Origin of the sequence: Pseudomonas sp. ML96 (assembly GCF_000761545.1) — a bacterium.
In the GTDB taxonomy this organism is placed as follows: Bacteria; Pseudomonadota; Gammaproteobacteria; order Pseudomonadales; family Pseudomonadaceae; genus Aquipseudomonas.
In genome coordinates this window covers 144,862-158,029 of record NZ_JPMY01000009.1, presented here as the reverse complement: position 1 = coordinate 158,029, position 13,168 = coordinate 144,862, and the positions used below count along the sequence as shown (strand labels likewise).

Genomic DNA, 13,168 nt, shown 5'->3' with positions numbered 1-13,168 from the left:
CGCTCTGTTAAGCTGCGCGCCCATGAACAGAACCCTCTATACCCTGATCCTGCACCTGGCCCTGCCGTTCATCTTCCTGCGTCTGTGGCTGCGGGTGCGGAGTGCTCCGGCCTACGGCAAACGCATCGGCGAGCGCTTCGCCTTCGGCCTGCCGGCGTTTCGCCAGGGTGGCATCTGGATCCATGCTGTATCGCTGGGTGAGAGCATCGCCGCCGCGCCGCTGATCCGCGAGCTGCTGGCGCGCCACCCCGAGCTGCCGATCACCGTCACCTGTATGACGCCGACCGGCTCCGAGCGTATCCAGGCGCTGTTCGGCGAGCGCATCCAGCATTGCTACCTGCCCTACGACCTGCCGTGGGCCTGTTCGCGCTTCATCGAGCGCCTGCAGCCGCGGTTGGCGGTGATCATGGAAACCGAGCTGTGGCCCAACCATATTGCGGCCTGCCATCGTCGCGGCATTCCCGTGGCGCTGGCCAATGCGCGCCTGTCCGAGCGCTCGGCGCGCGGCTATGCGCGTTTCTCGCGGCTGACCGCGCCGATGCTCTCTCGGCTGTCGCTGATCGCCGTGCAAACCGATGCCGAGGCCGAGCGCTTCCGCCAGTTGGGCGCGCGCTCCGACTGCGTGCAGGTGACCGGCTCGATCAAGTTCGATCTGAGCGTGGATGCAGAATTGCCGCAGCGTGCCGCTGCGCTGCGCCAGAGCTGGGGGGCGGCGCGACCGGTCTGGATCGCCGCCAGTACCCATGCCGGCGAGGATGAAGTGGTGCTGGCCGCGCATCGCCAGTTGCTCAGCGAGCATGCCAATGCGCTGCTGATCCTGGTGCCGCGCCACCCCGAGCGTTTCGAGCAGGCCTACGAGATGAGCCGGCGCGAGGGCTTCAGCGTGGTGCGTCGCTCCAGCGCCGAGCCGGTAGCGGCGGATGTGCAGGTGCTGGTCGGCGATACCCTGGGCGAGTTGTTGTTCCTCTATGCGCTGGCCGACCTGGCCTTCGTCGGCGGCAGCCTGATCCCCAATGGTGGGCACAACCTGCTGGAACCGGCGGCGCTGGGTAAGCCGCTGCTGAGCGGCCCGCACCTGTTCAACTTCCTTGAGATCGCTGCGCAGCTGCGCACGGCTGGCGATCTGCTCGAGGTGCAGGATGCCGCGCAGCTGCACGCGGCATTGCGTTCGCTGTTCGCTGATTCGAGTGAGTCGGCGCGTATGGCCGAGGCCGGGCTGGGCGTGTTGCGCGCCAATCAGGGTGCGCTGGCGCGTTTGCTGGCTGGTCTAGAGCGCCTGCTGGCGCGGGCGTAACAGCAGGCGCAGGGCCGTTCCGCCCAGTGCCAGGCCCAGGCAGGGCAGCCAGACCCAGCGCGCTTCGGAGATCAGCACATCGATTCCGCGCTGGCTGAAGAAGCCATGCACGAAGGGCGATACCTCGATGGGCCGCCACGGCAGGAAGAAGCGCTGTTCGCTCCAGGGCCACAGCCAGGCCACGCCCAGGCCGCCATCGGTAGCGGCGTCCAGCAGGCTGTGCGAGGCGCTGGCCAGGGCGATCCAGCAGAAGGCTTTGAGCGGCCCGCAGCCGAGTAGACGGCAGCTCAGTGCGCCCAGCACGCCACAGATTCCGGCAAACAGCAGCGAGTGGCTGAAGCCGCGATGGCCGAAGGCGTCGGCATAGGTGATGCCGAATTTGAAGGCCAGCACATCGGCATCCGGCAGCAGGGTGAAGAGCAATCCGGCCAGCAACAGGCGCGGTGGTATCACCCGCGGCCCGAGCGCCAGTCCCAAGGCCAGGACCGGCAGCGGATGGGTGATCAGCGTGGTCACGAGTGCTCGTGCATGCGTGCCAGCTGGCGCTCCAGCAGCGAGGGGTAGGGCTCGAGCAGGCGCTCGACGCAGCTGGCGCCCTCCGGGCTGGCGATAGCGCGGATGCGTGCGCGCTGGCGCAGCAACGGATCGTCGGCGACGCTGCGCTGTACCAGCAGCAGGTTGCGGCTGTGCTGGGCCAGGGCCAGGGCATCCTGGGCGACTTCGCTGAGCAGCAGCTCGGCCTGGCTCGGGCTGAGCTCCTCATCGGTCTTGGTCAGGCCCAGTTGCAGTTGCAGGGTGATGCCGCTGTCGGCTACCTCGATCTGCAGGGCATGGCCAAGGGCGCGCATCAGCTCGCCGCAGCACAGGGCGTGGGTCAGATAGTCCTCGTCGCTGTGCTCACTGGAGAACAGCATCAGGCTGCTGCCGTCGTTGAGGGTGTACAGCTTGCCCTGGTACAGCGCGGCGGCCTTTTCCAGGCAATCGCGGTAGCGTTGCAGCAGCTCCAGCAGGCGTGTGCGTGGCAGGTGACGCAGTTGCTCCTGGGCGCCGAGCTGGATGGCCAGCACGGCGCTGCTGAAGTTCTGTTCGGCTTGCGGCGGCTGGTAGATGCTCGGCGCTGGCTGCGGGGCGAAGTCGGGTTCGACGGGCGCGCTGGGCTGCATGTCGCGCAGGTCGGCGAACGGGTCGTCTTCGTCATGCTGGGCGACGGGTGCAGCGCGCGGTGCAGGCGGGGCGAGCTCTTCGTCGTAGTCGACGTCGGCACGCAGGTCCGGCATATCGAAGTTCGGCTCGCGTTCCGCCTGCTCGTCGATGAAGTGTTCTTCGTCATCCAGCTCGGCGTAGTGGTCCTGTTCCTCGTACTGCGGCTCGGGCTCCGGCTTCTCCGGAACCAGGCGCGCCTGCAGCTGGCGGGCGAGGTCGCCGATCTCGTCCTGGCGGCCGGCACCGGGGGCAGGATCGTCCGGGTCGCGCAGCCATACGCGCAGTTGCAGCAGCGGCGTGGAAATGTGCCGGCCCAGGCGCAGGCTGAGCGACATGGCCAGGGCCAGCAGGATCAGACTGAGCAGGCCCATGCTCTGCAGGCTGATGGTCATCGGCTGCTGGAACTGCTGCATGTCCAGGCTGATGCGCAGCTGCCCGGCGATCACTTCCTGGAAGGTGATCGGCGTGGAGTACAGGCCCTCGGTCTCGCCGAGGATGCTCTGGGTCGGGCGCGAGCCGGCTTCGGCGAGGATGCGGTTGTCCACGCTGTAGATGGCGGCATGCGCCACCAGCGGGTTCTTCGCCAGGTTGCTGAGCAGTACATTGAGGCTGAGGATGTCGTTGGATACCAGCAGCTCGGTGGCCGAGGCGGCGGTCTGCACGGTCAGGCTCTGGCCGAGGGCGTCGGCTTGCTGCTGCATGGCCTGCTTGAACTGCATGCCCATTACCCAGGCGTAGATCACCAGCGCCAGGGCGACCAGCAGCAGGCTGTGGCTGGCAATGCGCAGGGCGAGCGGCACGCGGCGCTGGCGCAGGGCATTGAACAGCAACAGGAAGAAATTGTCGGGCTTGACCTGCACGGGCCGGTTCACAGAGCGCGGCTCTTCTCGAATTGAATTGCCGCGCAGTATAACCAGCGTCCCCAGGCGGGCAAAGCGCCGCCCGTGCCCAGTGCGCTGGGAATAGAGGTAGAATGTGCGCCTTTTCGCCGACCCATTTGTACGCCTGGAGTGAAGCCTTGCGCGAAATCGTCCTGATCAATATCACCGGGGAAGATCGCCCCGGACTGACCGCAGCCATCACCGGCGTGCTGGCGCAGGGCGGGGTGAACATCCTCGACATCGGCCAGGCGGTGATTCACGACACCCTGTCGTTCGGCATCCTGGTCGAGATCCCGGACACCGAGCGCGGTTCTTCCGTGCTCAAGGACGTGCTCTTCACCGGCTACGAGCTGGATCAGCAGGTGCGCTTCACCCCCGTCTCCGAAGCCGACTACCAGCAGTGGGTTGGTGGTCAGGGCAAGAGCCGCTACATCGTCACCCTGCTGACCCGCAAGGTCAGCGCCGAGCAGCTGCAGCGGGTCAGCTCGATCACCGCCAAGTACGGTCTCAATATCGACCAGATCGACCGCCTCTCTGGGCGCATGCCGCTGGACACCCCCGCCGACCAGGGCAAGGGCTGCATCGAGTTCTCCGTGCGCGGCGAGCCGGCCGACGTCGATGCGCTGCGCGCCGAGTTCCTCAGCGTGGCCCAGGAGCTCAACGTCGACATCGCCTTCCAGCGTGACTCGGTGTTCCGTCGCAATCGCCGCCTGGCGGTGTTCGACATGGACTCGACGCTGATCGAGGCCGAGGTGATCGACGAGCTGGCCAAGGCTCATGGCGTCGGCGACAAGGTGTCCGAGATCACCGAGCGGGCGATGCGCGGCGAGCTGGATTTCCGCGCCAGCTTCAAGGAGCGCATGGCGCTGCTGCAGGGCCTGCCGGAAACCGTGCTGGCCGAGATCGGCGCCTCGCTGCGCCTGACCGAGGGCGCCGAGGTGCTGTTCGCCGAGCTCAAGCGCCTGGGCTACAAGACCGCCATCCTCTCTGGCGGCTTCACCTATTTCGCCAAGCAGCTGCAGGCCAAGCTGGGCATCGATTACGTGTTCGCCAACGAACTGCAGATCGTCGATGGCAAGGTCACCGGCGTGGCGATCGAGCCGATCGTCGACGCCCAGCGCAAGGCCGATCTGCTGCGCGAGCTGGCCGAGAAGGAAGGCCTGCGCCTGGAGCAGACCATCGCCGTGGGCGATGGCGCCAACGACCTGCCGATGCTCGGCCTGGCCGGCCTCGGTGTAGCCTTCCGCGCCAAGCCGCTGGTCAAACAGTCGGCCAAGCAGGCGATTTCCACCCTGGGCCTAGACGGCATCCTCTACCTGCTCGGCTTCCGTGATCGTGACGGCCAGGACTGACTGACGCCGCAATGAAAAAGCCCCGCGATTGCGGGGCTTTTTTGTAGGGCCGAATTACTCGTCGCCAGCGGAGAAGTCGTAGTCCATCGACTGGCTGGGGCCCTGCAGGTAGTGGCCCTGGATGTAGTTGACCCCGGCCTGCCAGAGGGTGGCCAGCACGCTGGCGCTCTCGACGAAAGGCACGATGGTCAGCTTGGCCTGGGCATGCAGGCTGGCGAGCAGGGTCTTCAGCGCTTCCTGGTTGTCGGCGTTGGAGAGGTCCTGAGTGAAGGAGCCGTCCACCTTCACGAAGTCGACGTTGAGGTGCTTGAGCGTGTTGAACGGGTTCAGCGCGCAGCCGAACTGGCCCAGGGCGACCTTGCAGTGCAGCTCCGCCAGGCCCTGGGAGAGCGCCTTGGCCTGCTTGAGGTAGGTCACGGCATCGGTTTCGCTGATCTGGAACACCAGGGCGTCCGAGGGCAGGCGCGCGGCCTTCAGTGCCACGCTGAGCCATGGCAGCAGGGTCTGGTCCTGCAGGCTGTTGGCCGACAGGTGCACGAACAGGCGGGTGCTGTGGCCCTTGCTGCGGTGCTCGGAGAGCAGCTTGACCGAATTCAGAATGACCCAGCGATCGAGCTTCTCGGCCAGCCCGGCGCCCTTGGCCGCGCTGAGGAACTCTGCCGCCGGCACTTCTTCGCCCTGTGGGCTGAGCAGGCGTAGCAGTACTTCATAGTGCTCGTCGCTGTCGCCGCGCAGGCTGATGATCGGCTGGAACAGCAGGCGGAAGCTGTTGTTCTCCAGCGCCTGCTGGATCATCGCGACCAGGCTGCCGCGGTTAGCCGCTGCGGCTAGCTCGTCGGCCGGGTTGTAGACCTTGATCGCGTTGCCTTCGAGCTCGTCGGCGCAGCGGTGGGCGCGATCGATGACATCCTGGGCCTTGCTGGTCTGCTCGCTGAGGCCGGCGACGCCGATCGACAGGGTGCTCTGCACGGTGCGCCCGGCGACGTCGAACAGGTGCCCTTCGACTTTCTTCAGCAGCGGTTGCAGCTGTTCCGGCAGCTGTTGTGGGGTTACCCCGGGCAGCAGCACGGTGAACACGTCGTCGCCGAAGCGCGCCAGCTCGGCGCTGTCGCCGAAGTGGCCGCGCAGCAGGTTGGCCAGGTCGGTCAGCAGTATGTCGATGCCAGCCAGGCCGACCTCGCCGATAGCGTCGCTATAGCGGTCGATGCGGATATACGCGAGGCTGGAGGGCTGGCCCTCGTTGACGGCGCGCTGGGCGGCGCTGTCCATCAATTCGAGGAAGTAGGTGCGGTTGTACAGGCCGGTGACCAAGTCCTGGCTGCTGATCTCGCGTAGCTTTTCTTCCAGCTCGGCGTTGTCGCTCTCGGCGCGGATCACCGCCTGGATGCAGGGCTCGCCGTCATAGGTGGCCGGGGAGAAGGACATGCGCGCCTGGAAACGCTTGCCGTCCGGGCGCACGCCGCCGCAGCTCAGCTCGGCGTTGCCTTCGTCGCTGGCGTAGTTCTTCAGGAAATCCTTGAAGCGGCCCTGATCTTCGCTGGCGATCAGATCGATCATCGGCATGCCTTCCAGCTCGTCCGCATCCTCGTAGTCGAACAGCTTGAGGTAGGCGCGGTTGGCATAGATGTGCATGCCGTCGTGGACGTAGGTGATGGCGTCGACCGAGCTGTCTAACAGCAGCTGACAGCGCTTCTCCGCCTCGCGCAGGGCAACCTCGGCGCTGCGGCGGGCGCGGCGTTCCTCGAGGTTGGCCAGTTCGCGGTTGGCGACCAGGATCAGGCGCTCGTCCTCGCCCTGTGGCAGGGCATCCTGGGCGCCGAGCATCAGGGCTTCGGTGACGGCATCGGAGTCGTTGTCGGCGATCAGCTGGATCACCGGGATGTCCTTGGCCTGGCGGCGAATGGCGCTGATGGCCTCGCTCGGCTCGAGGTGCTCGCTACTGGGGGCGTTGATCAACAGGTCCCAGCTCTGTTGCAGGGCCTCGGCCAGGTTGTCGCTGGACGTGATGCGGTGAACGCGGGTGGCCCGTCCGGCATTACGGAACAGGCTGACCAGGCGTTCGGCCTCGTTCTGCGAATCCTCGAGGATCAGCAGGCGTATGGTTTTTTTCTCGATGGCCATTGCAGAACTTGCTTGGAAAACGCCGAAGAACGGGCGAAAAGAGGCGACAGATGGTCGTTTCCGGCAATCTACAGCGACTTCCAGAGTGAGTCAAAGTCTTCCTCGCCGGGCTTGGCGGGGGCTTTCGCTGCTGTGACGGAGGTCCCGGAAGGTGGCTTGGTCTCATCCAGCGCGCGATATTCGAACTGGGTGAAGCTGCCGGTGCTGGTCTGCTTGCGGCTGAGCACGGCGCGGGTTTCGTCGCCGTTGTGATTGATCACCACCTTGTTGCTCTCCTGGAACGGCAGGCGTGGCGTGATCACGGTGGCGGGGCGCGAAATCACGCTGATCGCCGGTAGCAGCAGAGCGCGCAGGTACTGGCTGTTCTGCTCGCTCTTGCGTACCAGCTGCACGCCGCAGGGTTGCGCGTGCGGGGCGATGAGCTCGATGCCCATCTGCGTGCCGCCACCGCGGACCTGGCGAATCCAGCGCACCACGGCCACGCTCCAGGCCTGTCCGGGACTGTCCTGTACACCCAGGAGCTCGCCGGCTTGCAGCTGCGCCGGAACCTCGCGGGGCCAGGTCAGGCAGTAGCCGCCGGGGCTGTGGTTGACGATCGACAACTCATGGCTGGGATAGGCCTCCGCGTTTTCCTCGGCAGGCTGCTCGCCCGGTTTGGTGGCAGCCTTGTACTGGATGTCCTCCATCGGGATGCCGTATTCCCACTGGCTGTTGCGCTGGGCGTCGAAGGCGCCAGCCCAGACATCCGGGCCGCTACCCTCGCCGAGCTTGGCCGCCTTGAACTGGGCGCTGCGCGGCACATCTTCGCGCTTGAGCACGTCGGCGAAGCTGCGCTGGCCGGCCAGGTTGAAGTGCAGCGCGGACATGCCGATGCACAGGGTCAGGCTGCCGCGTCCCGGGGTGCGGTTGAAGGTGCGCTCGGCGATGTCGCCCCAGGCTGAAGCCAGGTGCTGCAGCAGGTCGATCGACATGCCTTCGGTGACTGGCAGGCGGCGCGGTTCCTGACTGTCCGGTGGCAGCAGCAGGAATTCCTTGATCGCGTCGACCAGGCTGTGCGGATCCAGGCCCAGCAGGCTGTGCAGCTCGGCTTCGCCGAACAGGGACTTATAGCGGGGCGGGCCATCCAGCTGCGGCGCCACGGCGAACAGGCTGCTCGGTGCTTCAACGCGCTCCAGGCTGGCCAGGTTGCTCCAGTCCTCCAGGGCTTCGGCCAGGCGGGCGATGCTGCTCTGGCGCATCTGGTTGCAACGCGCGCAGCCGAGCAACAGGGCGCCGAGATAGATCTGCTGCTGGCTCAGGCTCTGGCCATTGCGGGCCAGGCCGTCGCGCACCTGGACCTTGTGCAGGCCATGCTGGCGGGCGATCAGCGAGATCTGGTGCAGCTCCAGCCAGAGTCCTTCGGGCACCGGGCAGTACAGTTGGCTGGCGCGTACCAGTGGGCCGAACAGGGCATGGCTGGCGCGTTGTAGACCGACCGTGAGCAGTTGTGCGCGCTCTTTGGTCAGGCGTGGCAGCTCCTGGGCGATGATCAGCTTGTAGCCGATCGCCATGTGGTTCTGCAGGGCCTGACAGAGGTTGGCGACCTTGCGCGGGCGCTCGTCGAGGACGATGGACTGGTTGAGGAAGTGGCGCTCGAGGTGGCTGCACACGAAGTGCACCTCGGGGCGCAACAGTTCGAGCAGCTGTAGGCGATTTTCACTGGGGGTGATCAACTGATTCAGCTCGATCAATCCCTGATAGAGCTGACGAGCCGTCTCGCCGATATTTGCCTTGGGCAGACCGGCGATCCAGCGTTTCATGTCACGGGGAGTGGCCTCACAGAACGACAGACCCTGTCGGTCGGGGGTAGGTACACGCAGGAGCAGGTGAGGGCTCTGTTTTTCCATACCGGAAGGGGATCCGTAGCAGGCGGTAAGGCATCCGTGCCGCCGGGTTTTTTCGGAACTCTAGCAGCATCGCGGCAGCGTCGCAGCAGGGCTGCGCACATTTGCAGAGTCTTGCCGATTTGGACTGCGCCGGTGACGGGATGTTCCTTGCGGTCATCCCGCCATGCGGGCGAGGTATATAGAGGAGGGGCTCAGCTGCGCGGCAGTGCCAGGGCCTGGCCCATGCGTACCGGGCTGCCGGCGACGAGGCTTTCGGCCCACTGTACCTGCTGCGGGCCGAACAGGACGATGGCGGTGGAGCCGAGCTTGAAGCGACCCAGCTCGCCGCCCTTGCTCAGCTCGATGGCGCTGCGGGCGGCTTCATCGTAGCGAGTGGTTTTCAGCTCGCGCTTGGGCGGCGTGACCAGGCCGGCCCAGATGGTTTCGATACTGGCGACGATCATGGCGCCGACCAGCACCACGGCCATCGGCCCGCGCTCGGTATCGAACAGGCAGACCACGCGCTCGTTGCGGGCGAACAGCTCGGGGACGTTCTCCGCGGTGGTCTGGTTGACCGAGAACAGTCGGCCCGGCACGTAGACCATTTCCTTCAGCGTACCGGCCAGCGGCATGTGCACGCGGTGGTAGTCCTTGGGCGACAGGTAAACGGTGGCGAAGTCGCCACCCATGAACGGCGCGGCGCGCTCGGCGTCGCCGCCAAGCAGTTCCAGCACGCTGAAGCTGTGGCCTTTGGCCTGGAAGCAGCGGCCCTGTTCGATCGGGCCGAGTTGGCTGACTGCACCGTCAGCCGGGCAGAGGATCGCGCCTGGCGCCTGGTCCAGCGGGCGGGCGCCGTCTTTCAGGGCGCGGGTGAAGAAGGCGTTGAAGTGCTCGTAGGCGGTCAGGTCCTCGACCTGCGCCTCGCTCATGTCGACCTGGTACTGCTTGGCGAACCAGCCGATCAGACGGTCCTTGAACCAGGCGGTGCGGCATTCGGCGGCGAAGCCGATCAGGCGCGAGAGCAGGTGGTGCGGCAGCAGGTACTGGCTGAGGATAAACAGACGCTGTTTCATGGGTGTTCCTTGCATCAGGATTCGATCGGGGTGTCGGGCAGGTTGCCCCACTCGGACCAGGAGCCGGCATAGGCGCGGACTCGTGGATAACCCAACGCCTTGGCCACCAGATAGGTGAAGCCGGAGCGGCGATGGGTCTGGCAATGGGTGATCACTTCCTTGTCTTTGGTGATGCCGAGGCCTTCCAGCACTTCGGCCATGTCGGCGCGGATGCGCAGGCTACGCTGCGCGTCCATGCCGGCGGTCCATTCGAAATTGACCGCGCCAGGCACGTGCCCGCCACGGCTGGCGAGTACCTTCTCGCCGCTGAATTCGGCCGGCGAGCGGGCATCCCAGACCGCCAGGTCGGCAGCGCCGAGGCGACTCTGCAGATAGCCGCGGCTGGCGGTGGGCTCATCATGCAGTTGCAGCTTCACGCTGCTGCCGGTCATGGCCGGTGCGACCTGACTCAGCTCGCGGCCTTCGCTCATCCAGGCCTGCAGGCCGCCGTTGAGGAAGTGGTAATGGGCGTGGCCGATGACGTCGAGCAGCCAGATGAAACGTCCGGCCCAGCCGCCACCTTCGTCGTCATAGATCACGTAGACGGCATCTTCGCGATGGCCTAGTTCGCCGAACAGTGCCTCGAGTTGCGCCAGCTCCGGCAGCAGGCCGGGCGCTGGCGGCTGGCCCAGCTGGGTGCGCTTGCTGTCGAGCCAGCGGGCGCCAGGGATATGCCCCTCGGCATAGCGAGCCGCGGGGCTGAGGTCGACCAGGATCAATTCTGGCGCCTGCAGGCGCGTCGCCAGTTCGGCCGGTTCTATCACCAGTGGCAAGCCGGAGAAGGCAGACATGCGGAGCCTCCGAGGTGGAATTGGGAAAACGGCGATTGTAGCGGAAAGGTCAGGCGCCGCGACGGGCAAAGGTGGCCAGTGCGCGCTCGATACATTGCACGGTCTTGCCGAAGATCTGCAGTGGCGTTGCGCCTATGTCGCCGCCGCCCTGGTCGGCCACCAGCAGCATCACCACCCGACCGTTGCTGGCAATCGAGCGCAGTATCAGGTGCTCGCCGCTGAACAGTGCCTTGAGGCTGCCCGGCAGCAGGGCCGAGACCTGAGCCAGGTTGGCCGGCGACAGGCGCAGCTGGCCAGGCTCGGCCAGCAGGCGACGCAGCACCTGGCTTTGCGCCGGGTCCAGGCGCAGCTGCGCCGCCGCCTCAGGCAGGCCGGCCACCTGCTGGGCCATCAGGCGGCTGTGGGTGCGGTCCGCCAGCAGCACCAGTACGCGTTGCATGCCGCCTGCTTGCAGGGCCTGGCAGGCGCTGTCGGTCAGTTGCAGTACGTTGGCGAAGGGTGAGGGCTGGGCCAGCAGCTTGGCGCAGTGCTGTTTCCAGAGGTCCAGCTGGGTGTTGGGTTTGGGCGCTGCCGGTGCCGCCTGCAGATCCTTCAGGCGGCAGGCATCCCAGGGCCACAGCAGTGCCTCGGCTGGGTGCCAGAGGTCGGGCTGGGCGTGCTGGCGAGCGCTCAGGGCTGCCTGCTGGTGGATCAGCTGCTGCAGGTCCGGCAGCTCCGTTTGCAGGTACAGGCCAGCCAGGCGCTGCCAGCGCAGATGGTGTTGGCAGCTCCAGTTGTGGTGGCTGGAGATAGCCAGGCCATTGGCCAGGAGAATGCTGTTGCCGGGCTGGGTCAGCCAGCGGCGCAGGTTGCTGTCGTCATCGAGCACCTGCTGCTGGTGCAGCGTGTGCTCGTTGTCGCGGGCGATATGCAGGGCCTTGACCAGCAGGCGACGATCCTCGACCAGCAGGCGGTAGCCCTGGATTATCCATTCCGGCAGGCGCCAATGCCGGGCCAGCGCCAGGCATAAGGCGGTCAGAGACACCCCGAGCAGCTCGCGCTCGACCTTGCAGGCCGGCTCGCCGCGGCCCAGCACGCGGTGCTCCCAGGCCTCGAAAAGCTGCGGCTGGCTGGCGGCCAGCGGCCATAGCGGCGCGAGGAACAGCAGGCTGCCCCAGTGGATTTCCTGCCACAGGCGCGCCAGGCGTCCGGCAAACAGGCCATTGGCCTGCTGCGAGGCGTGCAGGCTGATCAGTTGCAACTGGCGCAGTGGGAGGGGGATCTGCGCCTCATCCAGTACTGGTATCTGCCCGAGAAGCGTTTCCGCGCGTTTCAGGCCCAGGCGGTTGAGGGCCATCTCCAGGCTCTCGGCCGGCTCGCCGAGGCTGCCCGTGTTGCGGTTGGCCTCGCGCAGCACGGCCAGGGCCACGGCTGGGCTGTCCTGCATGCGCTCGGCGATGTCGCGCAGCGACTTGCGGCTGTCCAGCAGGACACGTCGCACGGCCTCATGGTGATGGCTGGCGATGGGCAGGCGCACCTCGTCCAGCTGCTTGAGCCAGGCGTCGATACTGCGGGGAAGGTTCTTCGTAGTGGGCATGCGGGTTGAGCCAAACTGGCTTTTCGCCTTTACTGCCTATAGTCTGGCGCAATACTTCCGATAAATAGAAGGGTTATTGCAAACAACCCTTTCGACTGGTTTCTTCAAGCTAAATTCCCATGGTCAAGATCATCGGCATCCTGGTTGTATTCGGCTGTGTTTTTGGCGGCTTCGTCTTGTCTGGCGGCAAGATCATGGCGCTGGTGCACCCGTTCGAAGTAATGATCATCGGCGGTGCGGCGCTGGGGGCCTTCCTCCAGGCCAACCCTGGCAGCGCCTTCATGACGGTGTTCAAGAAGTCGCTGAAGATGTTCAGCAGCCGCTTCACGCACGCCTTCTACCTGGAAGTGCTGAAGCTGCTCTACGAGATCCTCAACAAGAGCCGCCGCGAAGGCATGATGGCCATCGAGGCCGACGTCGAGGACCCCAACGCCAGCCCGATCTTCAGCAAGTACCCGGGCATCCTCAAGGATGCGCAGATGACGGCGTTCATCTGCGATTACCTGCGCATCATGTCCAGCGGCAACATGGCGCCGCACGAGCTGGAAAACCTCTTCGACATGGAGATATCCAGCCTGAAAGAAGAGCTGGAACACCCGGCGCATGCGGTGTCCAAGATCGCCGACGGTATGCCGGCGATGGGTATCGTGGCCGCGGTGCTGGGTATCGTGATCACCATGTCCATCCTCGCCACCGCCGACAACGCCCAGATCGGTGAGAAAGTGGGTACCGCGCTGGTTGGTACCTTCCTCGGTATTCTCGCCTCCTATGGTTTCTTTGCCCCGCTGGCCGACGCCCTGACGCACGATGCCAAGGAAGAACTGAACCTGTACGAGTCGATCAAGGCGACCCTGGTCGCTTCTGCCTCGGGCATGCCGCCGACCCTGGCTGTGGAATTTGGCCGCAAGGTGCTGCTGCCGGCGCATCGGCCGAGCTTCAGCGAGCTTGAGCAGGCCATGCGTGGCAGCTGAGT

General features: G+C 65.8%; 10 protein-coding genes. 3 read left to right on the top strand and 7 right to left on the bottom strand.

Annotated elements, in window-relative coordinates:
• Positions 1-22: 22 nt before the first annotated feature.
• Positions 23-1,294, top strand: a complete 1,272-nt coding sequence (waaA, locus tag IP89_RS06390; protein ID WP_043308459.1) for a lipid IV(A) 3-deoxy-D-manno-octulosonic acid transferase — start codon at positions 23-25, stop codon at positions 1,292-1,294.
• Here waaA and IP89_RS06385 read toward each other — a convergent pair.
• Both IP89_RS06385 and IP89_RS06380 read right to left on the bottom strand, forming a co-directional pair.
• On the bottom strand, positions 1,268-1,810 hold the full coding sequence (locus tag IP89_RS06385) for a metal-dependent hydrolase (protein ID WP_043308458.1): 543 nt from the start codon (positions 1,808-1,810) through the stop codon (positions 1,268-1,270). The genes waaA and IP89_RS06385 overlap by 27 nt on opposite strands.
• Positions 1,807-3,369 (bottom strand): hypothetical protein, encoded by a 1,563-nt coding sequence (locus tag IP89_RS06380; RefSeq protein WP_043308457.1) that lies wholly within the window; start codon positions 3,367-3,369, stop codon positions 1,807-1,809. The genes IP89_RS06385 and IP89_RS06380 overlap by 4 nt, the downstream gene beginning before the upstream one ends.
• Before the next feature lie 146 nt (positions 3,370-3,515).
• Between IP89_RS06380 and serB the strand changes: the two genes are divergently transcribed.
• A complete protein-coding gene (gene serB, locus IP89_RS06375; RefSeq protein ID WP_043308530.1) occupies positions 3,516-4,730 on the top strand; it encodes a phosphoserine phosphatase SerB in 1,215 nt (404 codons plus the stop codon).
• A gap of 54 nt (positions 4,731-4,784) precedes the next feature.
• Here the strand turns inward: serB and IP89_RS06370 are convergent, their stop codons facing one another.
• The 5 genes from IP89_RS06370 to IP89_RS06350 form a co-directional block, all read right to left on the bottom strand.
• Positions 4,785-6,851 (bottom strand): EAL domain-containing protein, encoded by a 2,067-nt coding sequence (locus IP89_RS06370; RefSeq protein WP_043308456.1) that lies wholly within the window; start codon positions 6,849-6,851, stop codon positions 4,785-4,787.
• Positions 6,852-6,919: 68 nt separating this feature from the next.
• Positions 6,920-8,737, bottom strand: coding sequence for a hypothetical protein (locus tag IP89_RS06365; RefSeq protein ID WP_043308455.1), 1,818 nt, complete (start codon positions 8,735-8,737; stop codon positions 6,920-6,922).
• Positions 8,738-8,928: 191 nt separating this feature from the next.
• Positions 8,929-9,789: an archaetidylserine decarboxylase gene (gene asd, locus IP89_RS06360; RefSeq protein WP_043308453.1), complete on the bottom strand. Its 861-nt coding sequence runs from the start codon at positions 9,787-9,789 to the stop codon at positions 8,929-8,931.
• A gap of 14 nt (positions 9,790-9,803) precedes the next feature.
• Positions 9,804-10,619 carry a rhodanese-like domain-containing protein gene (locus IP89_RS06355; RefSeq protein ID WP_043308452.1) on the bottom strand — a complete coding sequence of 272 codons (816 nt, stop codon included), beginning with the start codon at positions 10,617-10,619 and terminating at the stop codon, positions 9,804-9,806.
• A 49-nt stretch (positions 10,620-10,668) separates the two neighbouring features.
• Positions 10,669-12,195: an HDOD domain-containing protein gene (locus IP89_RS06350; protein WP_043308451.1), complete on the bottom strand. Its 1,527-nt coding sequence runs from the start codon at positions 12,193-12,195 to the stop codon at positions 10,669-10,671.
• Positions 12,196-12,314: 119 nt separating this feature from the next.
• On the opposite strand from IP89_RS06350, the gene motA reads away from it, so the two are divergent.
• A complete protein-coding gene (motA, locus tag IP89_RS06345; protein ID WP_043308449.1) occupies positions 12,315-13,166 on the top strand; it encodes a flagellar motor stator protein MotA in 852 nt (283 codons plus the stop codon).
• Positions 13,167-13,168: the final 2 nt, after the last annotated feature.